Here is a 23,022-nt window from a genome sequence, read left to right as displayed (position 1 = left end):
ATTTTGCCTTGTAAATTAGAGACGCTTATAATGATATGGACTGTTCTATAGTTTACTTAATCAAAAGTACACTAGCATTCATCATACAATTTTATTAAGGAGGTGCTTTGAAATGTCCTTTGATGGCGCTTTTACGCATGCAATGGTCACCGAGTTGCAACAGACCTTAACTGGTGGTCGAGTTTCTAAAATATCACAACCCTATCCTAACGAAGTTGTTTTGACCATTCGCAACAATAGCCAAAACTATCCTTTGCTACTGTCAGCTCATCCAACTTATGCTCGTTTGCAAATCACCCGCATTCCGTACGCCAATCCTGCAACGCCAAGTAACTTCACCATGATGTTACGGAAATACTTGGATGGTTCAATTCTCAATAGTTTGGAACAAGTTGAAAATGATCGGATCGTCCGGTTGGCATTTAACACCCGCAACGAATTAGGTGACCAGGAGACAATTGCCCTCACCATTGAAATGATGGGCCGGCACAGTAACGTCTTTCTAATTGAACAAAGCGATAATCGTATTCTTGATCTTATTAAGCACGTTAATCCTGACCAGAACCGGGTTCGTTCATTACTGCCTGGTGCTATTTACATCGCGCCGCCAAAACAAGACGACGTCAATCCCTTTACGACTAGCGCCAACGTTGACGATCTAGTTCGTGATTATCCTAATGAAGACGTTTTGGCTAAGCAGTTACAGCAAACCTTTCAAGGATTGGCGCGCGATACAGCACTGGGTCTAGCTGGAGCGTTGCATGCGACAGATGGTAGTGTGGAAGATCGTTTCACTCATTTCTTTGCTCAGTTCAATCAACCGGTACCGACATTAAATCGGCTAAAAAATGGTAAAACAAGCTTTAGTGCGTTTGCTATGCCAACGCCCAACCTTGATGACACACAAACATTTGCGACCCTCAGTGAGCTGTTAGACTTTTTCTATCAGGACCGGGCCGAACGTGAACGTGTTAACGAACAGGCGGGTAACCTGATTCACATTGTTCGTAACGAACTTAAGAAAAATCGTAGTAAGTTGAAAAAATTGCAGCAAACCATGGCTGAAACAAACCAGGCCGACAGTTTTCGAATTAAGGGTGAATTGTTGACGACTTACCTCAATCAGGTTAAACGTGGGATGACTGAAATCACCTTACCTAATTTTTACGATGATGAAAAGCCATTAAAGATTAGTCTGTCAAATCAGATTGGCCCGTCTCAAAATGCGCAGAAATATTTCAATCGTTACCAAAAGTTGAAAAACGCGGTTGCTTATGTGACGGAACAAATTCGCCTCACCCAAACTGAAATTGATTACTTAAGTAACATCCAGGCCCAGATTGAGCTTGCTAGTCCCAAAGATATCAATGAAATTCGTTTGGAATTACAGCAACAAGGTTATATTCGGGTTCATCGTAAACGCGGTAGCAAAAAGCCACGCTTACAGATCAGCCAGCCAGAAAAGTTCCATGCTAGTGATGGGACATTGATTTCCGTTGGTAAAAATAATCTTCAAAATGATAAACTTACGCTCCATACGGCTAAAAAGACGGATATTTGGTTGCATGTGAAAAACATGCCCGGCTCACACGTTATTATCCACAGTGCTGACCCGTCCGACGAGACGATCGATGAGGCAGCCAACTTAGCTGCTTACTTCTCTAAAGCCCGTGATTCTGCCAGTGTGCCGGTTGACTATGTTCAAGTCAAGCGCGTTCACAAGCCTAATGGGGCTAAACCTGGTTTCGTCATTTATGAAGGTCAGCAAACAGCCTACGCTACACCTGATGCTGAGCTAGTTAAAAAGTTACGCAGTTAAACTGACAAACGCTATACATTTGACGAAATAAAAGAGGATTCGCGCAAAATTGTGCGAATCCTCTTTTTGTCCCGTTGTACATCAGCTAACCTTGTTAGTTGATGATTTTAAACTCGTACGGAAACTTCACGTTTATTTTTGCACCTAATTTAAACTGAGCACCAACCAATGGTAAATTTGCGTGCCAACGCCTATCAAGATCAGCAGGAATATCGACCATTTCGACATCCCCACGTGTGGCCGTAATAAACGGGCCCTGACTGAAATCACGCCGATCAGCGGCCGTCGTTTTGTCTAACAAGGCGCGCACTAGCATGCGAATCCAATTAATTCCCGTGCCCTTGTTCAGTAAACCAAATTCTGGAAACGGTAAAGCAGTGGTGACCATTCTTGAATGCCCACTGAATGCAGAGAACAATGTATTATAAAAACCACTTTGTCGCATGGAACCAGGCTCCGCGTCAATCCCCGGCACACCTTGATTGTCAACAACCAGTCGATGCGTTGGTGCGTGATAATCCGTTTGAGCAACTTCAGCTGGGTCAGCTACGCCAATTTTATTTGTGTGGTAAACAATCCGGGTCAAAAATTGGTCACCATCTTGAGCCGCCTTGCTGGCCTTGTCCTTGTTAATAACAATGACGTTAATGTGACGCAATCGCAATGCACCAATTAGCTTCAGTCGATTGCCAGGCACAAACACCCAGCGTGGATGTTCCAAGTCAATAATGCCTAAAATATCCGAAATTTCCTGAGGTTCCAAGTACTGTTTATCGGTCAACTGTGGAATTAAGCTGATTGCGTTGGGATTATTATTGACGACTACCGTTTTGATGCCCTGTTGATGCAACTCACTAATCACGGTACTCATCACGTATTCCCCAGCAGCACCGTCGCCAAGTCGAAACGCACCGGTTGTGACTACCAGCGCAGTATTATCAGCTAGCGGTCGGCTTTCATTCTCCAGTTCGTACGTTGAATAGAAGGTTGGCACAACCTCTGAAAACTCACCGGCAGTCGGTTCAACGGTTTTATAAGTTGGGATGATACCAGCAGTGTGTGCCTGATTCATAACGGCATCGGCATTTGTTTGCCATAGCTGAGCGATAAGCCCATCACTAAAGCCATAATATTTTGCCCGTTGTAACCATTCTTCAGAGCCTGAATGAGCCGCAATATCAACTTCCAAATTATAAATATTACGTAATTTGTGAAAGTAAAATTCATCAATTTGCGTCAGTTCGGCTAATTCATCAGATTGATAACCGCGTCGAATTGCTTCTAGCAGCAACATCATACGGTTATCATGGGGGTGAATTAATTGCTGAATCAGATCGTTGTCTGATAATTTGGCCAATGCATCAAAAGCGAAATCGCGATTGTGATAGTGAGCTGCCCGCATCGCCTTTAACATCGCCTCTTCCAGTGAACGACCAATACCAAGCGTGGCACCCACCGATTTCTGTACGGTTGTGAGCTGACGGTCCACCTTCACCCCACGTCGTTCCGCCTCATCAAAAGCAAAGATTGGAAAACGGACAACAACGTGGTCTAATACTGGTTCAATTAACGCCGTCCGTTTTGCAAAACGACTCGACAATCGAACCTCGGGCAAAGAGATGCCCGTCATAACATTAGCGGCCACTAGTGCAATTGGATAACCACTAGCACGCGACAACATGGCTGAAACGCGATCGTAGTAAGGATTTACTTTCATAATAAAGTAATTATCCAACACTGGATCCAACGCAAACTGAACGTGCATCACACCGACGATATGTAACCGCCGGGCAACGCGAAATGCTGCTTGACGCAACTTTTGATACTCGCGATCCGTTAAGGTTTGAATTGGGGTCACTTCAATGGAATCCGCCGCGTGAATGCCAACTGGATCCATATCCTCCATGGCACCCAGTAAAAGCTCAGTCCCGCGTGCATCCCGAAGAACCTCAAAGGAAACCTCTTTCAGGCCGACAATACTCTGATCCACAATCACTTGGCGTGTGCGGGAACGCTCAAATGCAGCTGATAGTGCAGCATCCAATTGGTCCGCATTTTCGGCCAGTACCCGATCACCTTCACCCCGCGGTGCCACCGACTTAACGATCACTGGGAACCCGACCTGACGAGCAATATCAAACGCATCGGACGTGGTGCTAGCTACCTGCGATGTAATCACGGGTTCACCTAAATCACGAAGCGTTTGGTTCATTAACGCCGGATTGTTGATTAACCGGACTGTTGTTAATGGCATTCCTAAAACATTAATGTGCTTGTCATCCAAATAATCATGAGCAATCAATTCCTCAACAGTTCTCATTGCGGTGAGTCCGCCAACCGTTGGCACGATGCTGGTAATATGTTCACTTTCGATTACTTGTCGTACCGTGGCTACATCAGACGGATCACCCATAATCACTGTCGCGCCGCAGGCATTTTCCATTGAAAATGAAAACGGATTGTTATTTAAATAAACCGTATCGTAGTTGTGTTTATGAAGCACACTCAACGTTTGATACGTCGCAGCATCTAACTCTGTTTCGTGACCAAAATCATTTGGTCCATCACCAATCACTAACAAACGCTGGTGAACTGATGCCGTTTTTTCTGCTGAGTGCTCAGCTTGATTAAATGCCGCAAGCTGTGCAGTTGTTTGTGCACCCTGACTTGTTTCCTCTGCCATTAATGCTGTTCACCTCTAATTCCTGTGAGCTCGATGAAGTCATCAAACACCTGGGTTGCTTCCCAAGGACCCGGCGCTGCATCCGGAAAGAATTGAACCGAAAATGCTGGATAATCACGGTGACGTAAGCCTTGAATTGATCCATCAATCAAGTCGATATGCGTAATCAAAAGTTGATCACGGTTGATACTATCACGGTCAACGCCATATTCTTCGGCCTGCGCGGCATACATGATCTGATTCGTAATGATTTCGCGAATGGGATGATTCATCCCCTGATGGGCAACTGGTAGGCGTTGAATCGTTGCACCATTAGCTAGCGCAAATAGTTCGTGGCCTAACCCGATGCCTAATAATGGCACACGCGTTTCCAGTGTTTTAATGGTCGTTAAGATGTCCTTACCTAGATCACGCGGATCCCCTGGTCCACTCGACAAGATAATGCCATCTGGATCGAGGTTAAGAATATCATCAGCTGTTGTCGTATATGGCACCACAGTCACGTTTGCATCGCGAACCGCTAGTTCCCGTAAAATGCCGCTTTTTAGACCAAAATCCATGACCACAATGTTATGACCCATGCCTGGGTTAGCATATGGACGTGGTGTGGCCACCTGTGAGACTTGCTGATTTGTTAGCACAATGGCATTGAGTTGGTCAAACGCGTGCTCATCGGCAACGTCCACGATGCTGGCATTGAGACCATTATGAGTTCTCAGCTTACGGACTAATTGCCGTGTATCAATTCCGGAGATACCTGGAATGTTATGGACACGTAGAAATTGATCCAAACTTAGAGATCGTTGTCGATTGGTGGACACTTCTGCCACTTCACGCACAACGACCCCTTTAGCAGTCGGCAGAATTGATTCATAACTTTCATGATTAACGCCCACAGCGCCAATGGTTGGTGTGGTAAAGACAATTATTTGATTGTGATAAATCGGGTCAGTAATAATTTCTTGATACCCGGTGACACTCGTATTAAAAACGATGGTGCCGCTTGTGGTTGCCGGCGATCCAAACGCTTGACCTTTATAGGCCGTGCCATCTGAAAGAATTAAATAGCGTTCTGTCATCTGCACGTTCCTTTCTATCTGGTACCTTGTTTGCTAATCTTTGCCGGTGATGATTTCAACGCTATCCTTACCATCAACTTCGTTCACTGAGACTTGAATTCGTTCATTTTGGGCCGTCGGAATATTTTTACCGACAAAATCGGCCCGAATTGGTAATTCACGGTGGCCACGATCAACCAGCACCGCCAGGTTAATACTGTTGGGACGGCCTAAATCCATAATGGCATCCATGGCTGCACGAATGGTCCGACCGGTAAACAAAACATCATCGACCAATACCACTTTTTTATCCGTTACAGATGTATTGAGATTACTGATAGCAGCCTTGGTTGTTGGTTCTGAGTTGGCAATATCGTCACGATATCCGCTAACATCCAATTGACCAACAGGAACCACTGTATCTTCCAGCTGATGTAAACGCGATGCGATTCTGTCAGCTAAATAGACGCCACGTGTTTTAACACCGATCAAAACCAAATTTCCAATCCCACGATTACGTTCAATAATTTCGTAGGTGATTCGAGTCAACGCTCGTTGCATCGCCATTGCATCGACAACTTCTTTTGCCATTTTGAGTTACCCCTTTTATTTGTTTTCTTGTTCGTCCAGCTGCTTCAGCATAGCATCAAACCATGCTGGTAATGGAATTTCAAACCGCATTGTTTTACCTGTGCGGGGGTGAACGAATCCCAACGTTTGTGCGGTTAGGTACTGACCATTTCCTGACAGTGTCTTTTTAGGTCCGTATAACGGATCACCAGCCAGTGGATGCCCAATGTACGCCATGTGGACACGAATCTGATGTGTTCGGCCCGTTTCCAGTCGGCAACTAACCAGTGTGTACTGGCGGTACCGTTTAAGCACATGAAAGTGTGTCACGGCATGCCGGCCATCTTTAACGATCGCCATTTTTTTGCGGTCTTTTAGAGAACGACCAATCGGTGCATCGATTGTGCCATCATCTTCGCTAATGACGCCGTGAACGAGCGCGATGTACTGGCGCTCATTCGTTTTAGCCTTAAGCTGTGCAGACAGACTCTGATGGGCCAAATCATTCTTGGCAATCATTAACAATCCAGACGTATCCTTGTCAATTCGGTGAACAATTCCGGGGCGCAGACTCCCATTGATTGTTGACAACGGGCTGTGCGCTAATAACGCATTGACCAATGTATGATCAGGGTGTCCAGGTGCAGGATGAACCACCATTCCTTGCGGTTTATTGACGACAATAACATCGTCATCTTCGTACACAATGTCTAATGGAATGTCTTCAGGAACCAAGGCAATGGGCGTCGGCGTTTTGGGCACAAACGTTACTGTGTCACCGCCGGCTACTTCATCTCGTTTTTTAACGTCTTGTCCATTAACAGTTACCCGGTGATCAATGATGGCATTTTGTGCCTGGGATCGTGTGATACCAGCTAATTGACTTAAAACCTTGTCCAGACGGCCGGTTTGTGTCGTAATGATAAATGTTTGTGTATCCGGTGTAGCGGCTTGAGCTGCCATGTTGTCATATTCCTGACGATGCGCTTTCGCACCGGGTTGCACATCAATGGATGATGCACTGGTTGTTTCATTTTTATTCATAGTTGTGTCGATTAATCCTTAATTATTTTGCTGCGTGTCGGGGACCACTGTGTTTAATTGGTCGATCATCCTTTTTTGGGGTTTTAGCCTTCTTTTTGGAACTTGCCTGACTGTGCCCTGTTGTATTGTCATCACGGTCAAAAATTACCGCAACAATCAACAAAATCACCCCAGCTGTGAGACACCAGTCTGCAAAATTACTGATTGGAAAACTCTTCAGGAAATCCAGTTGAAACATGTCGACGACATAGCCCAAACGAATACGATCAATAAAGTTTCCGAGCGTTCCAGCCATCATAAAACTAATGCCCCACATGTACAATCGTTGGGCACGTAAACGCCACATCGCATAAGCCAAGACGATAACGGCCACAATTGTAATGACAATAAAGATGTCAATTCGGCCCGTCAAAATCGACCATGCGGCGCCATTGTTTCTAAGGCTTGTTAATGATAGCAGTCCGGGGATGAATGTATGCGTACTACCTAACGCTAAATTATTCGCAATATAGTACTTGATACCTTGATCAGCACCAACCAACACAGCAATAAAAATCCAGTAATATATCATTGGCGTAATGTGGCTCTCGGCCACAACTCCTTTTCATCAAGCTGATTTTTAGAAAATTCCAGAAATCTTGCCGTCATCTGTAATCGCCATGTCTAAAGCGGCAGGATGTTTCGGCAGACCGGGCATCGTTAAAATGGAGCCAGTTAGGGCCACCATGAAACCGGCACCTAAACGAGGTTCAAATGCCCGAATATGAATGTCAAAGTCCTTCGGAGCGCCGAGTTGCTTTGGACGATCTGTTAGTGAATACTGCGTTTTTGCCATGCAAACAGGTAGCTTATCCCAACCACGCTTTGCATACCGGCGTAACTGTGCCTTCGCATGTGGTTCCAAGACAACGCCGCGGCCACCATAAATGGTTGTCACAATTTTAGTTGCCTTAGTCACAATATCATCGTCGGCCTCATATAGTGGCTTGAAGTCGGTCGGTTGTTGCGCAGCACGAACAACGGCGTGAGCTAACTCGGTCGTCCCATCACCACCATGTGCCCATTCATCAGCTTCCACGGCCTCTACATTGAATTGTTGACAATAATTCTGAATCAATTTAATTTCTTCCGGGGTGTCTGATGTAAATGCATTAATGGCAACAACAACTGGCACTTGATAACGTTGCATGCTTTCAATGTGTTTACCGAGGTTGGCCAACCCTTTTTGCAATGCATCAAGATCTGGTGTTGTTAAATCAGCGAGTGCTTGACCGCCATGCAACTTGAGTGCACGAACAGTTGCTACCAAAACAACTGCATCTGGTGTTTTGCCAAGAACGGGCACCTTGATATCAAGAAACTTTTCGGCACCCAAATCAGCCCCAAAACCAGCCTCTGTAACGGCGTATTCACCTAATTGAAGTGCTGTTCGTGTCGCCAACACACTGTTGCAACCATGAGCAATATTGGCAAATGGTCCACCGTGAATGATGGCCGGCGTGCCTTCCAAAGTTTGAACAAGGTTTGGTTTGATTGCTTCCTTGAGGAGCAAAGCAATGGCACCACTGACTTGTAAATCAGCAACAGTCACTGGCTGCCGATCGTAGTTTTCAGCCACGACGATGCGGTTGATCCGTGCTTTTAAGTCGTGCAGATCAGTCGCCAAACACAAAATGGCCATCAATTCACTGGCAACAGTAATATCAAAATGATCTTCTCGAGGTGTACCAGAGGTTGGACCCCCCATGCCGATAACCGTATTTCTAAGCGCACGATCGTTAATATCTAAGACACGGTGAAAACTAATTCGTCGTGGGTCAATATGTAGCTCGTTGCCTTGTTGAATGTGATTGTCAATTAACGCTGCCAAAGTGTTATTAGCAGTTGTCAGGGCATGAAAGTCCCCGTTAAAATGCAAATTAATGTCTTCCATTGGTGCAACTTGAGCGTAACCACCGCCAGTGGCACCGCCTTTCATTCCCATCACGGGACCTAAGGAAGGTTCGCGTAGAGCCAAAACGGCCCGTTTACCAATTTTGCGTAAACCATCACCAAGACCGATCGTAACTGTTGTCTTACCCTCACCGGCCGGAGTTGGATTAATTGATGTAACCAACACCAATTTGCCAGATTGACGTTTGCCAGTTAACGGCAAGTCAATTTTGCCTTTGTAACGGCCGTATGGTTCAATTTCATCCTCTGTTAAGCCTGCCGTCTCGGCAATTTCACTAATTTTACGCAATTCAGTTTGTTGTGCAATCTCAATATCTTTTGGTTGTGTCATGAACAACTTCCTCTCCTCAGACCGTTTAGGGTGTCTGTTATAATAAATCTTATTAGGGTTGGTCTAGTCAGCACTAACAATGGTTTTAATCTTCGCCAATGCGTGTTTAGTTACGCGGAATCGATAATGTTTGCCGCCCAAAGAAAAACTCATGGTGTGACCACTAAGCGACAAGTGTTCCAATTGATGAACATTGACAGTTAGTGCTCTGGGCGCCAGCATTCGACGAACAATTAGGTTTTGACCGGTAAAAACCAGTTGACGACCTAAAAGTTCCCAAGCGAGCAATAAAACAAATAAACAAGCGATGATAATCGCTGGCCAATTAAACCGCGCCATTTCATACTGAAAAATCACGCCACCACAAAAGAAAATGGCGACCCATGACCAAATGATAACTGCAGTTAAACCGCTTGGCCGATAAAAAAAACGTTGTGTGTGCATCGACGTACGAAACCCCTTTCTTTCCAACACTTCTATTTTACCAAATTTAAGGACTAAGATGATAATCAAACTTTATACAGATGCGGCAAGCGTCGCAACTCATCCCAAAATAGCTCAAATTCCGAGTGGTGCAGGCATTCTTCTCGTTCAGAACGGTCACCAATATCCCTTCAAACAAATAGTCACCGCCGTTGATAATCATGCCGCTGAATTTCAGGCTGCTATTATCGGCTTTGAAAAAGCACAAAAATTGAGTGAATCGGAGGAAACCGTGATGTTTTTTACGGATAGTCGTTTAGTAGCAGATGCTGTCGGTAAAGGTGTTATGAAACATTACCCAGACCTAACACAAAAGTTATTGGCCCTCCAAGATTCGTTTCCATTAGTCATTACTCAGTGGATTCCCGACCGTCAGAACATGGGTGCCCACAGACTTGCCTTACAGGCACTACATCAAGCGCACTAAGCGTAGCATATCGAAAGATTATCAGAGCCGATTGACGACAATATTTAACGGATTTCAATATTTCGTCCAGTTTCTGTTATTCGTTTAATAACAAACGACCACATGCAATACAGTTACACCCTTTTGACTGGCATTGGTTAATGTGTAACCCTGTTTGAATGTGTTAATTACGATTATTTGAAATAATAAGTCTTAGAGTATACATTAATAACAATTACACAAATGGCTTGTTGATTGTAGACATTCAATCACGATACCTTGTCCAACCTTTTGTACAGCGTTCGGTTGCCACTCAGCTAATTAAGCTGTTTTTGGGGGTGTTGTTATGTTAAATGCAACGAAGCTTGAATCAACTAAGTACTATCCGTCTAATCCACTGAAAAGACTCAGTTTCATCGCCAAATCAGTGTTGCTTGTAACCTCAATTTTTGTTTATAACGAAACTGGATTAGGACTGCTGGCCATTGCTGGAATGGTATCTTTAAACGCTCATTTCATGACATTTGAGGACACTGCCGACAGAAACCCGCTGAATCTTGTCGATTTGGTTGTATCGATTTTGCTTATTATCTTCACAACCATTTTAATGATTATTCGATCTTGATTAAGCTGTGGTTTGACTAGTTGAACTCAACGCAAAATATTCGAAAAAGAGAGCGGGACATAACACGCTTTTGCTTTCTCAGGTAACGCGAATAAGGCATTCATGGTTTTTTCCCATGAATGCCTTATTCGCGTTAGATGAGCAAAAGTCAGTGTTATGTCCCGCGTTTGCGGCAATTTTTCATTAGACATTGAGTTGAGGCATTATGTCCCAGTTTCTTTTTTATGTTCAGATCCCCATGTCTATTCATATGAACTTCTACTTATTATCATGATGCCAAATCGGTTTACCCCAGTATTGGTACAGATCTGTACGTAAAGCCCCGTTATAAAGTTTTCGTTTCTTAGTCGCCCGCTGACCGTACGCGGCCTCGAAATCTAAATCACTGGTCAAAATATATTTACTCCACGTTGTCAGTGGTTTGAATGCCTTTCCCATGCCCTTATATAAGGCACGGACGGCCGTTTGATCGCTCAAACGTTCCCCATATGGCGGGTTGGCAACAATAACACCGTTAATTTTGTCGGTCGTCAATGCTGTTACATCTGCCACACTAAAGTGGACATCCTGGCTCAACCCAGCTGCTTGAGCGTTCTTTTTGGCGATGGCAACCATTTCAGGATCATTATCACTACCAGCAATGTCAAATTCACTATCATAATCTGCTGCAGCATCTGCTTCATCCCGTACTGTGTCGGCCACTTTAGAAGAAACCCATGGCCAGCTTTCACAAATGAAGTGACGGTTGTAACCAGGAGCAATGTTACGTGCAATAAGAGCTGCTTCAATCGGTAATGTACCTGATCCACAAACAGGATCAAGAAATGGCATGTCAGCGGGGGTCCAATGCGTTAATAAAATTAACGCAGCTGCCATATTTTCTTTCAGCGGCGCATCCCCTTTAGCCACCCGGTAACCACGTTTGAACAGTGAATCTCCGGTTGTGTCTAGCGTCAACATTACTTGATCTTTATTGATGGCAACTTCCAGTGGAAATTTAGCGCCCGTTTCTGGTAACCGGGTTCGGCGGTGGTAGACGTCGCTCAACTGAGTAACAATGGCTTTCTTTACAATCGCCTGAGCATCGGGAACACTATGCAGCTGTGAATTATGTGAACGCCCTTCCACTGGAAAATTTGCGTCCATTGGCAAAAGCTCATCCCAGGCCACAGCCTCAGTTTGGTCAAACAGTTCGGTAAATGTTAAAGCAGGGAATTCCTTAACCACAATTTTAATGCGATCAGCTGTCCGTAACCATAAGTTGGTCCGTAATATATCTCTAACAGTGCCGTTGAAGCGGACACGGCCATTTTCGACCTGGGTTTCATACCCTAAATCTCTCAGTTCGCGGCCAACCAAGGCCTCAATACCTGCGGCACAAGTCGCAATTAATTGAAATGTTTGCATCTTTACTCCTTACTATGTTGTGAGTTGACTGTAATTGAGTCAGTTACTACTTTGCAATTACTTGCACCCACCAATTCGTTAACCATCTTACCATTTGCATTAGCAAGGTGCTACCCAATTAGGTAATCAGTACATGGCCGTTGATTTTCTAATGCAAAGCACAAAAAAGTCCTTCTCACACGTGAGAAGGACTGCCTGTTGCAAATTTCTGTAAGCCATGTTTTGTACTTTGTAGATCTCAGGCGCAATCTACTCCGTGGTAATCATCTATCTCAAGGTCAAAGACCTTCCCCCACAATCAGTTCAGTTACCTATGTGAAGCTCCCCTACCGTAGTTTGGGTTTCCCGCTCGAGGGGTTTACCGCGTTCCACCCAGCATGTTTCCATACTGGTTTCGTCACTGTGGCACTTTTCAGGGATACTAGCGCATAGCCGAAGCCTTAGCAACGTTTTCCCGCCGTTACCTTCAAAAGAGAAGGCACCCCAGCTTATTTTTTCACTGAGCACGAACACTACAGGCATCACAGCCTGTGCGAGCATGGACTTTCCTGACACAACATAAGTTATGCCCAATTACCCGAAATTTGCAATATTTGGTTAACAAATAAAATTAGTCGTTCCAACCAGACTGGGAACCGGCACTAAAAGTGTCTTGGCCCTTTTGGTTGTTAGCACCATTATCCAGCTGGGAACCAAATACATGGCGTTCCAAATTGCTAAGCCGTTTTAAAATATCCATGTTAGTTACGCTATTATTAGCTTGACTAGTGGACGTTTCAACGTTGCTTTGAACAGATTGACGAGCGTTAACTTGACGAGTTAAATCATCAACCTTCCCGGACAACTGTTCGTTTTCGGCGCGAAGTTGAGAAATTTCACGATTGAACATCTCGTAATCTTTGATTACAAGGTCCAAGAAACTGTCAACGTCCGTTGGGTCGTAGGCGGTTCCCATTCGTTTTTCCTTAAATTCTTTTTGCAGAATATCCTGCGTCGTAAAGTTGATCTCTTGCATGAACATTACACCTCATCATCTATCTGTCGAAACACGACTTTAAGTATTGTATCGCATGTTGACGAAAATTAAAATGACTGTCGATGATTTTCTTGATATTCATCGGCACTCTCTTGCAACCAGTCAAAATCTATGAGGGTCATTTCATAAGGATGCTGGTCGTTAAAAGCCTTGATAGCTAAGCAATCGTACGTTGGCTTACCCTCGTGTTCTATATCATATACTAAAAGTGCCGCATCTGTATGTGAAAGCATAAAGGCTTGATAATTTTTTAATTGTTGCGGCGATTGATAAGATTGTTTTGAAACTGAATCTGAAAAATCAACCCGTTCACGCAGCGTCGCAAGCTGAGCCTGATTGTTCTCATTCCAATTCTGTCCAAATTCAGCAAATGGTAACATCATGGCCACCTTGAGTTGTGGGTGATCAGCCTTAAGATCGTTGACAACCTCGATCGTCCACTGTTCAACACCCAGCTGACCGCCCGTAATTACCCAGTCAACACCATTGTCAATTTGGTTCGTCAACGTTTGCCGGAGCGCATACTTTATTACTGTGAGCTTGGGATCTTTACTTCCAAATACGCCGAGTTCATAACTACGATAACCAGTAACCCATAATCGACTCATACTAGTAAATGTCCTTCCCAATTAGTTAAAATCAATAAATAAAAACTCACATTAGTAGCCTTAATTTAAATATCATTTTGCCATAAACAAAGTCTGTGACGCAAATTCCTGTAAAAATCCGTTCATTTTCGTCAAAAATTGCTTTTTTTCATCACAAACACATTAAACATAAGTTACGGGTTTGTTAACATCATTACAGTCTCGGAGACTGTTCGGCAAATCTGATATAATGGGAGCAATGTAAGAAAGTGTGGCGAAAATGCCTGCAAGTCTGGTAGTGGTAGGAAATTTTAGATGTTTAAAGATTTAAAATTCAATCATTGTCTGTGCTCTTGCACGCTGTTGCACATAACTAAGGAGTGTGGTCTGTTGTGAACATCCGTTACCCAAACGGAGCAGCTTATCATGGACCAGCAAAACAGTCTGCCCCCTCGCATACCGGCACCAGAACAAATTATGGTGATCGTGGGATGTCTTTGGAGGCGGAGCTAAACGAAAGTAATCAATATTACCTGACGAATGGTATTGCGGTGATTCATAAAAAGCCGACGCCAGTTCAGATTGTGAAAGTTGATTACCCCAGACGGTCCGCTGCAACGATTAAAGAAGCCTACTTTAGGCATCCGTCAACAACCGATTATAATGGTGTGTATCAAGGCCACTACATCGATTTTGATGCGAAGGAAACGAAAAATAAAGTTTCTTTCCCGCTAAAAAATTTCCACGAGCATCAGGTGGAACACCTACGTGCCTGTGTTCAGGCCGGTGGGATTGGCTTTGCAATCATTCGATTCACCAATGAAGGGGATACGTTCTTGTTACCAGCCTCTGTCTTGTTCAAGTTTTGGGACAATCAGGCAAACGGTGGCCGAAAATCGATCCCCCGTGCGGACATTGAAGCAAGTGGATATTCAATTCCCTTTCAGCTTAATCCGCTAGTTCCATACCTAAGTGCAGTCGATTCACTGATTGCAAAAAAGAAGTAACTGTTTAAGGAGAGCAACATGTCTGACAATAATGATCAATCTCAGTCACGAATCGCCCGGTACCATGGCGACGATGGCAGTCTACAAACATCCGGTCCCAAACGAAGACGACCTCTTTGGCGAACCATTTTATACTGGTTACTTGGTATTATTTTGCTGGGTATCTTGGCAGGTGGCGGATTGTTTGCTTACTACGCTTCTAGCGCGCCCAAAATCACGACTGCACAATTAACTAGCCAAAACTCCACCGAAATTTTAGATGACAGCGGTAATGTTATTTCAAACTTAGGTGCTCAAAACCGGACGTACGTGCATTCGCAGGATATCCCAACGACATTGAAACAATCAGTTGTTTCTATTGAGGACCGCCGCTTCTATAAACACCACTTCGGAATTGATCCAATGCGAATCATTAGTGCAACATTGGCCAATATTCACGGTAGTTCATTGGGATTACAAGGTGGATCAACGTTAACGCAACAACTGGTTAAACTGTCCGTCTTCTCAACAGCAGCTTCTGACCGTACGTTAAAACGTAAATCACAAGAAGCCGCGCTAGCCTATTACGTGGAAAAACATTATTCCAAAGACCAGATCTTAGAGTACTACATTAACAAGGTTTATATGGGTAATGGTGTTTACGGCATGGCTACTGCCGCTAAATACTATTACAATCAGCCATTAAAGAAGCTTAACTACACTGAATTAGCAGTTCTTGCCGGAATGCCTCAGTCGCCAACCTACTATGATCCAGTGGCCCATCCCAGTTATGCTAAGCAACGACGCGATACAGTGTTACGAGCAATGTATGAAAACAAAGTTATCAGCAAACAACAACTAACGGATGGGCTCAACACCCCAATCTCTTCGGGATTGTCCGTTAACCATACTGTTAATGGTACAGATTCGAACGATAAAATTTTCGATGCTTATCTGCAACAAGTCATCAAAGAAGTTGAAAAGAAAGGCTACAACCCTTACAAGGAAGGCATTAAGGTTTACACCAACCTTAATATGAACGCTCAGAAACGGTTATACGACATCGTTAACACTGATAAGTACGTGGACTTCCCTAGCGACCTGCTTCAAGTTGGTGTCACGATGACAGATCCTCAAACCGGAGCTGTCACAGCCATGATTGGTAGCCGAAAACAAAACGTTGCATTTGGATTAAACCGAGCCACACAAACGGATCGGTCCTCCGGTTCAACCATCAAACCATTTATGGATTATGGTCCAGCCATCGAGTACAAACAATGGCCAACGTTTAAAACCGTTCAAGACACTAAGTACAATTATCCTGGGACTAACATTCAACTAAATGACTGGGATCAAAAGTATCAAGGGTCTTTAACGATGCGTAAGGCGTTGGTTGAATCTCGTAACATTCCTGCCATTCGGACATTGGAAGCAGTCGGATTGAACCGGGCAACTGAATTTATGGCTCAAAACGGCATGAAGTTTAAATCAGCCTTGCAATATTCAAATGGGATCGGTGCCTATGTTTCCAGTGAACAGGAATCGGCAGCTTTTGGTGCCATTGCGAACGGCGGAACATACCGCGCTCCTCATCTAGTCAATAAAGTCATTACTGCTGACGGTGTTACCCACAAGTTCGACGTGGCCTCACACAGATCAATGACTTCCGCAACAGCATACATGCTGACGGATATGCTTAAGGGCGTGCCAACAGCTACGTGGGCCCCTGGCGCACAAATTCCTGGTTTATATCAGGCCGGTAAAACTGGTCAGTCAGGCTATCCAAGCAGTGTGTCAGGCATTCCAGACGGCGCTGTTATGGATGCTTGGTATTCCGGTTATACGCAACACAGTTCCATCTCCGTTTGGACCGGTTATGATCAACCAAATGAACCAAATCATTACATGACAACAGCACAATTATCAATCGCAGAGTCCATTTACAAGAACCTCCAAATGTACATGGCACAAACACAATCCAATGACAATTGGGTTCGTCCAAGCAGTGTACAAGTTGTGCGTCATAACGGCGTTGATGAACTTGCCGTAGTTGGTTCAGACTGGAAACAATATCTAAATGAGAAGGATCAAAGTAGCTCTACTGGTTCTTCATCCTCCATGGTTTCCTTCTCTTCTTTCTCGCGAGACAACAATTCGAGTTCAAGCACGTCCGATAATGCTGCTTCCAGCCGCGAATCTGAAAGCAATGCTACTCAGGGCGGCAATAATGACAACAGTTCTTCGAATGACGCTAGCTCAAGTTCATCGAGTAGTAACTCCGAGAGCAATAGCTCATCAAACAGTGAAAGCAACAATAGTCAAAGCAGTAGTCACTAACCTATACCACTATATTTAAACCGATTTTAAAAGGGCACCTCTCTTAGTCAGAAACTAAGAAAGGTGCCCTTTTCATTTGTTACGATTGTGTCGGTGGCTCTGAAACCTTAAATAAGGGAATACTTGGCCCCTTCGGTGTCGTCTGTGCCGGCGGCGTGGCCTGTTTTGTGCGTCTTTGTGATAATTCTTTTTCCACCTGCCCCGCGGAAGTTAAATTTTTCTGGCGCCAACTGAGAAGAATTCGATCAATATAACGCAAACTATAAGCTTGGTTTAGCACTGCTTCACGTAAAGCAATTAGAATTAATTCAGGTTTGAAATGGTCTTCATCAAACCAACGTGCGATTGTTTGAAGCTCCGTCGGACTGAGTGGTCGGCCAAACTCAACCTCAATTTTGTTAAACACATCTTCTCTAGCTGACTTTGAATCTGGCGCAGATACGGCAGCAGCGGTTGTATGCACACCGCTGAGTGTATCTGGCAAAGCAGCCAGCTTTTGGTACAGCGGTGAAAAGTCGTAACGATCACGCAATTTGCCGGCCTCATCGGCTTTAGACTCAATCAACAACAAATCCTTCTTGAGCAAATTATCCAACTGCGTATAAACGTCAGCAGTAGTGGTGCCCATTACGTTTGCAACGGCCTCTGCATCAGGAAAATCAATACCACGATCCAAAGAACGTTTATATTGTAAAAACACAATCAGTTCCTCGTTAGTCATATTTAATTCTCGATAATGAGTCAGAATTAAATTATTGATTGTCGTTTCACCAGCCTGCAATAAAGCTGACGCAAAATTTTCCAATTCGTGCACCTTCTTTTCTTCCTGTACTATACCAGTAATTGTGCCTGAACACTATCCAGATAATTAGCGACTGATCACCTCGTATTTTGAAAACAATTAACGTCGCTCACTACACATAAAAATGGTTTTCATGAGATTGTCTCACAAAAACCACTTTAACAAATACATTTAAAATTACGGGTAAATCCGGTTGATCATCCGTGGGAATGGAATCGTCTCACGCAAGTGATCTTGAAGTGTGATCCACGTTAAGAACCGTTCAAGGCCCAAACCGAAACCAGAGTGCGGAACACTACCGTATTTGCGTAAATCGAGGTACCAATCGTAATCCTTAGGATCTTGGCCAGATTCCACAATTCGGTCACGCAAGTAATCAAAGTCAGTATCACGTTCAGAACCACCAATGATTTCGCCGTAGCCTTCTGGCGCAAGTAAGTCAGCACAGATAACCACGTCATCACGGGTTGGGTGCCGCTTCATGTAGAACGCTTTGATTGCCTTGGGATAGTTCAGGACAAACACGGGTTGATCAAAGTGATTAGCGAGGAATGTTTCTTCAGGTGATCCAAAGTCAACGCCCCAATCAACATCGAAGTCGTTTTCTTGAAGTAACTTAATTGCATCATCGTAAGAAATCCGTGGATATGGTAACCGCGTGTACTTCTTCAACGTTTCCACATCACGACCAATAACGGCTAATTCACTTTGACAGTTATCGATTACTGACTGCACTAAAAAGGCAATGTATTGTTCTTGAATAGCCAAACTGTCTTCCTGGTGCATCCACGCCATTTCTGGTTCGATCATCCAAAATTCTGTTAAATGACGACGTGTCTTCGATTTTTCTGCTCGGAAACTAGGGCCAAATGAGAATACCCGACCAAATGCCATCGCTGCAGCTTCTTCATACAGTTGACCAGTTTGAGACAGGAAGGCATCCTGTCCAAAATAGTCTGTCTTAAATAATTCAGTCGTGCCTTCTGGTGCAGAACCAGTCAACAGTGGAGCGTCAATCTTGATAAAGTCACGATCATTAAAGAATTCAAATGTTGCGCGAATGACTTCATTACGGATTTTAAGTAAAGCGTGAGGCTTAGAAGAACGTAACCACAAATGACGATGATCCAACAGAAAATCGATGCCGTGCTCTTTTGGTGTAATCGGATAGTCTTCACTTTCACCAACGACTTCGAAATCTTCAATTTCCATTTCGTAGCCAAACTTGGAGCGACTGTCTTCATGAATTGTCCCAGTCACATACAAACTCGTTTCTTGGCGCAGTTCTTTAGCTTCGTTGAATTTTTCTTCGCTAACGTCATTTTTTCTTAAGACACCCTGAAAAAATGCTGTCCCGTCACGAAGCTGTAAAAACGCAATCTTCCCGCTAGAGCGTTTATTGCTAAGCCATACACCAATACGAACTTTTTCGTCGACGTGTTCCGGTGCGTGAATGATGCTGATTGTTTCCACTGAAATTTCCCCTTTTGTTTAAAATTATAGATTCTGAATGGATTGAACCATGGTGCCATCCTTAAAACGAATTAAGTCGTAGCATAGGTTGCCCTTCTGATTTAGGTAGGTAACCTCCCAAACAGGTTCTGACTTGCGAATACCTAAACCAATATTCAGCACTTTTTTAGGATTGCTCTTTTGCCAAACTTGGCGAAGAATCGCTGTTTTTGAAGTACCATTGGACTGCTTCAAAATCTTCGTTTGCCCGTTTTGCTTTGCCACCACAACGTAAACCGCTTGATTTTTCGCATTGCGACCGCTAACCGAATAATAGGTATGCTGCCGATTGTAAGTCAAAAAATCCCCGGTATTACTGATACCTTTTTGACGTGCAATACTAACAGTCTGTCCCGCAGCAGTTTTAGCTGGTCTCAAGGCCTCGTGAAAAATGATCCCAATGCTGCCAGCAATAAAGGCCACGATTAGCACGGTCCATAAAATAATTTGTGACCACTGGCGCTGCTGATGCTGTTTTCGCTGCATGCTAACCTCCATTCGTTCCGTTAACACGAAAATGTCAATAACCTGATTAATTATAGCAAACATCGCCAATCAAACAACGGTCTACTAGTCATTTAAAGAAATTTTGTGTTTGTTTGATGATTTCTGCCGTTCCTTGGGGAATCACTGGCAATGCATCTGGTAGTGCCTTTTGCATGGTACCACCGTAACGTTTCGTTATCAGCCGTGGATCTAGCACGACAATGACCCCACGATCATTATCCGTGCGAATCAATCGGCCGATCCCTTGCCGTAAACGTAAGGTTGCCTTCGGTAGGGCTGAGGAATAAAACGGATTATGCCCCTTGGCTTCCAACTGAGCATTGGTCGCAGCAACCAGTAAGTCCGTTGGTGCGTCAAACGGCAGTCGTGTAATGACAACTAATTCCAACGCATCCTTAGGTAAATCAATACCTTCCCAGTAACTGGCGGCCCCCAACAAAACGGCGCTATTTTCGGTCGTAAATCGTTTTAAATTCTTTTCACGACTACCGGTAACCCCTTGTGCGTATACAGTATGGTTCTCTGGTAGCAGACCGTGTGTCAAAGCCTCGTAAACAGCGCTAACTGCTGCTAGCGAATTAAACAGGACTAATGTTTGACGGCTGGTCGTTTGGACAAGCCTTGCAATTGTTGAATCCCAGTAATGAATTTGCTCATCAGGATGGTTAAGATTAATCGCTGGTGCATCGGTCGCAACAAACAACCGTGCCTGTGATGCGTAATCAAAACGCTCTGCAAGCCGTTTGGTAGCCGTTTCTTGCCGATCCAAGTCTAACTGATCAATTAGGTAATTTGCTCTGGAGGATGTAAATAACGTGGCCCCTGTGAACGTCGGTTGTTTAAAATGCGCATAAACATTTTGACGAAGCCAGCCAGTTGCAAGCAACAGGCCACCGCTAAGCTCCAAGCTCGACGAATCACCATATTGATTTTGGCGTAACCAGTATACGTTAGCGATTTCTTGATCGTTTAACTGAGTCTTGAAAGCATCAAGTTGGGCCAGCAAGTCTGTGATTCGCCCCACAGTGCCTGCAAATTCATGCATCAACGCTGCATCCGAATTTAACCACTTTTTTGACTGGACCGTAAACCGCTGTTGCAACTTTGTCAGCGCCGTTGTTAACGCTATTTGACCGTTCATTAGTGTCGTAAAAGCACCCTTATCATCATTCATCAGTTGTTTGAGTTGACGATTATCAATCAACTGTTCGACAATGCGTTGACCCCGCGCACTAACTTGGGCACTCAGTAAGAATTGTCGATACATGGAGTGACCAAATTGATCTAAATCTGCATCTAGTTTAATCAAGGTGTTAGACAATGACCGCAATTGCGTAACGGCCACAGCATCCTCGCTAAACATCTCAGTCAGATGATGATCATGTTGATTAAAAATGTTTGCCTGCGCGTGGTGTAACAATGAAACCAAATCGTGAAAACGAACTGTATTGCGATGTTGATTGACAGCGACATCTGGCAAGTGCTGGGCCTCATCAACTAACAAATATGGCTTATTAAGCAATGTGTCCAGTTGATCGGCATGTTGCGTTAAGTACGCGTGATTAACAATAATTAGGTTTGCCTGACGAATACGATGGTCTAAACGTCGCAAATAATCGTCTTCATAAAAAGGATCACTTGGTTTAATGGTTTTTAGACCGCGATGGCAAACTTCTTCAAACAGTTGTGCTCGATAAGACGTTAAATGTAGTTCATCCAAGTCACCAGTTTCAGTTTGTAGCAACCAAACCAAAATACGTGCTTTAAGAAATTGACTCTGTTGAGAATGTTCCGGTACGGTCAATGTATCTGCGAACCGGTTTAAATCAAGATAGTGTTGATTGCCTTTAACAGCCACCACATTGAGGTCAAACGGTAACATGTCTTGTAATTGTGGCAATGTCTCTTGCATAAATTGGCCTTGCAATAGCGTGGTTTGGGTTGAAATGACCGTCGATTGGCCCGTTTGCGATAGGTAAGCAAATGGCACCGCATACCCCAACGTTTTACCAATACCTGTCGGCGCCTCAATAATCAAATTTTTAGTGTTTTCATGACTGTAGTTATTGAAAATTTGATTCATCATTTTGGCTTGCGGATCTCGCCAACTAATTTTGGTGCCCCATAATTTCTGTTTTGATGCTTTTGACTTCGGGTAAGCTTGTGGCTGTCCCAAATCGACTGCCTTAATTGGTGTGGCCTCATGAAGCACCAACCGATCACGAACATATTCGCCAGCTGGTAATTTGCTGGGATGATGACGTGCTTCCTCTAAGGCAACGTTAAAAACTGCCGTTGTGTCCTGTGGTAATGACAGGTTTAAGTTGGTCAATTGACGTAGTGTATTAATCGGTAGCTGGTGCAGTTTATCCAATAATTTAATTAACAAAACAGCTGTTGCATCTGCGTCTGAGTCGGCCGTATGTGGCTGATCATGCTCAATATGAAAATGAGCGCTCAAATCCCGCAAACGGAAACTTGGCAGCGTCGGAAATAAAATTTGGGTCAACGTCACCGTATCAATCGCTTCGATTTGAAGCGCCGGATACCCCACTCTGGCAAATTCGGCATTTAAAAAAGGAAAATCAAAGTTCACGTTGTGTGCAACAAAGACCGTGCCTTGAAGCATGGCATAAAAGGATGCTGCAATATCATCGAAAAAAGGAGCGCTCGCAACATCACGATTCGTAATGCTGGTTAAATGTGTAATGGCGCTTGGAATTGATTTTCCCGGATTAATTTTCGTACTATATTGATTGACGACCTTACCGTGTTTAACAAACGCGCAGCCAATCTGGATGACGCGATCGCCATCTTTTACGCTGGTGCCAGTCGTTTCAATATCAACGACGGCGTAAGTTGTGTCTTTATCCATT

At 44.1% G+C, this 23,022-nt stretch carries 18 protein-coding genes, 1 other RNA gene and 1 pseudogene; 5 read left to right on the top strand and 15 right to left on the bottom strand.

Translation table 11 applies throughout. The annotated features are described in order from the left end of the window. The first annotated feature begins 112 nt into the window (after nucleotides 1-112). Entirely contained in the window at nucleotides 113-1,819 is a 1,707-nt protein-coding gene (locus tag G400_RS0101310) for an NFACT RNA binding domain-containing protein (RefSeq protein ID WP_017261841.1), read from the top strand. A gap of 94 nt (nucleotides 1,820-1,913) precedes the next feature. On the opposite strand, the gene G400_RS14195 is transcribed toward G400_RS0101310, so the two are convergent. The 7 genes and pseudogenes from G400_RS14195 to G400_RS0101275 form a co-directional block, all read right to left on the bottom strand. Next, complete coding sequence (locus G400_RS14195) at nucleotides 1,914-4,502, bottom strand: ATP-binding protein (RefSeq protein ID WP_017261840.1); 2,589 nt, start codon at nucleotides 4,500-4,502, stop codon at nucleotides 1,914-1,916. Further along, nucleotides 4,502-5,581, bottom strand: a complete 1,080-nt coding sequence (locus tag G400_RS0101300) for a carbamoyl phosphate synthase small subunit (protein WP_017261839.1) — start codon at nucleotides 5,579-5,581, stop codon at nucleotides 4,502-4,504. The genes G400_RS14195 and G400_RS0101300 overlap by 1 nt, the downstream gene beginning before the upstream one ends. A 33-nt stretch (nucleotides 5,582-5,614) precedes the next feature. Next, a complete protein-coding gene (pyrR, locus tag G400_RS0101295; RefSeq protein ID WP_017261838.1) occupies nucleotides 5,615-6,151 on the bottom strand; it encodes a bifunctional pyr operon transcriptional regulator/uracil phosphoribosyltransferase PyrR in 537 nt (178 codons plus the stop codon). Nucleotides 6,152-6,166: 15 nt separating this feature from the next. Next, on the bottom strand, nucleotides 6,167-7,093 hold the full coding sequence (locus tag G400_RS0101290; RefSeq protein WP_042655411.1) for an RluA family pseudouridine synthase: 927 nt from the start codon (nucleotides 7,091-7,093) through the stop codon (nucleotides 6,167-6,169). A 205-nt stretch (nucleotides 7,094-7,298) separates the two neighbouring features. Next, a pseudogene (gene lspA, locus G400_RS0101285) lies at nucleotides 7,299-7,745 on the bottom strand (signal peptidase II); the annotation flags it as partial. A 48-nt stretch (nucleotides 7,746-7,793) separates the two neighbouring features. Continuing rightward, on the bottom strand, nucleotides 7,794-9,458 hold the full coding sequence (locus G400_RS0101280) for a formate--tetrahydrofolate ligase (protein ID WP_017261835.1): 1,665 nt from the start codon (nucleotides 9,456-9,458) through the stop codon (nucleotides 7,794-7,796). Nucleotides 9,459-9,521: 63 nt separating this feature from the next. After that, on the bottom strand, nucleotides 9,522-9,902 hold the full coding sequence (locus tag G400_RS0101275) for an EbsA family protein (RefSeq protein WP_017261834.1): 381 nt from the start codon (nucleotides 9,900-9,902) through the stop codon (nucleotides 9,522-9,524). 58 nt (nucleotides 9,903-9,960) lie between these two features. Between G400_RS0101275 and G400_RS0101270 the strand changes: the two genes are divergently transcribed. Beyond that, on the top strand, nucleotides 9,961-10,368 hold the full coding sequence (locus G400_RS0101270; RefSeq protein WP_017261833.1) for a ribonuclease HI family protein: 408 nt from the start codon (nucleotides 9,961-9,963) through the stop codon (nucleotides 10,366-10,368). Between the two features lie 325 nt (nucleotides 10,369-10,693). Then, nucleotides 10,694-10,972 carry a hypothetical protein gene (locus G400_RS0101265; RefSeq protein ID WP_017261832.1) on the top strand — a complete coding sequence of 93 codons (279 nt, stop codon included), beginning with the start codon at nucleotides 10,694-10,696 and terminating at the stop codon, nucleotides 10,970-10,972. A 258-nt stretch (nucleotides 10,973-11,230) separates the two neighbouring features. Here G400_RS0101265 and G400_RS0101260 read toward each other — a convergent pair whose 3' ends face one another. From G400_RS0101260 to G400_RS0101245, 4 genes are all read right to left on the bottom strand, one after another. Further along, nucleotides 11,231-12,379, bottom strand: coding sequence for a THUMP domain-containing class I SAM-dependent RNA methyltransferase (locus G400_RS0101260; protein ID WP_017261831.1), 1,149 nt, complete (start codon nucleotides 12,377-12,379; stop codon nucleotides 11,231-11,233). A gap of 206 nt (nucleotides 12,380-12,585) precedes the next feature. Continuing rightward, nucleotides 12,586-12,964: RNase P RNA component class B (gene rnpB / locus G400_RS15985), an RNA gene on the bottom strand. Nucleotides 12,965-12,989: 25 nt separating this feature from the next. Further along, a complete protein-coding gene (gene gpsB, locus G400_RS14190) occupies nucleotides 12,990-13,394 on the bottom strand; it encodes a cell division regulator GpsB (RefSeq protein WP_017261829.1) in 405 nt (134 codons plus the stop codon). A gap of 68 nt (nucleotides 13,395-13,462) precedes the next feature. Then, nucleotides 13,463-14,023: a DUF1273 domain-containing protein gene (locus G400_RS0101245; protein WP_017261828.1), complete on the bottom strand. Its 561-nt coding sequence runs from the start codon at nucleotides 14,021-14,023 to the stop codon at nucleotides 13,463-13,465. A gap of 371 nt (nucleotides 14,024-14,394) precedes the next feature. On the opposite strand from G400_RS0101245, the gene recU reads away from it, so the two are divergent. Both recU and G400_RS0101235 read left to right on the top strand, forming a co-directional pair. Continuing rightward, a complete protein-coding gene (gene recU, locus G400_RS0101240; RefSeq protein ID WP_017261827.1) occupies nucleotides 14,395-15,009 on the top strand; it encodes a Holliday junction resolvase RecU in 615 nt (204 codons plus the stop codon). A gap of 18 nt (nucleotides 15,010-15,027) precedes the next feature. Beyond that, the gene (locus G400_RS0101235; RefSeq protein ID WP_017261826.1) at nucleotides 15,028-17,325 is read left to right on the top strand and encodes a transglycosylase domain-containing protein; all 2,298 of its coding nucleotides are present in this window, start codon (nucleotides 15,028-15,030) and stop codon (nucleotides 17,323-17,325) included. Nucleotides 17,326-17,404: 79 nt separating this feature from the next. On the opposite strand, the gene G400_RS0101230 is transcribed toward G400_RS0101235, so the two are convergent. The 4 genes from G400_RS0101230 to G400_RS0101215 all read right to left on the bottom strand — a co-directional run bounded on the left by G400_RS0101230 (nucleotide 17,405) and on the right by G400_RS0101215 (nucleotide 23,021). Next, nucleotides 17,405-18,130 carry a DnaD domain-containing protein gene (locus G400_RS0101230; RefSeq protein WP_026017139.1) on the bottom strand — a complete coding sequence of 242 codons (726 nt, stop codon included), beginning with the start codon at nucleotides 18,128-18,130 and terminating at the stop codon, nucleotides 17,405-17,407. A gap of 174 nt (nucleotides 18,131-18,304) precedes the next feature. Further along, nucleotides 18,305-19,600 carry an asparagine--tRNA ligase gene (gene asnS / locus G400_RS0101225; protein ID WP_017261824.1) on the bottom strand — a complete coding sequence of 432 codons (1,296 nt, stop codon included), beginning with the start codon at nucleotides 19,598-19,600 and terminating at the stop codon, nucleotides 18,305-18,307. 24 nt (nucleotides 19,601-19,624) lie between these two features. Further along, nucleotides 19,625-20,125 (bottom strand): cell wall elongation regulator TseB-like domain-containing protein, encoded by a 501-nt coding sequence (locus G400_RS0101220; RefSeq protein ID WP_017261823.1) that lies wholly within the window; start codon nucleotides 20,123-20,125, stop codon nucleotides 19,625-19,627. An 88-nt stretch (nucleotides 20,126-20,213) separates the two neighbouring features. Further along, nucleotides 20,214-23,021, bottom strand: a complete 2,808-nt coding sequence (locus tag G400_RS0101215; protein WP_017261822.1) for a helicase C-terminal domain-containing protein — start codon at nucleotides 23,019-23,021, stop codon at nucleotides 20,214-20,216. Between the last annotated feature and the right edge of the window lies 1 nt (nucleotide 23,022).

This window comes from Furfurilactobacillus rossiae DSM 15814 (genome assembly GCF_000428925.1).
Classification (GTDB): domain Bacteria; phylum Bacillota; class Bacilli; order Lactobacillales; family Lactobacillaceae; genus Furfurilactobacillus; species Furfurilactobacillus rossiae.
The sequence above is the reverse complement of the archived record's forward strand: the minus strand, read 5'-3'. Positions and strand labels throughout refer to the sequence as shown.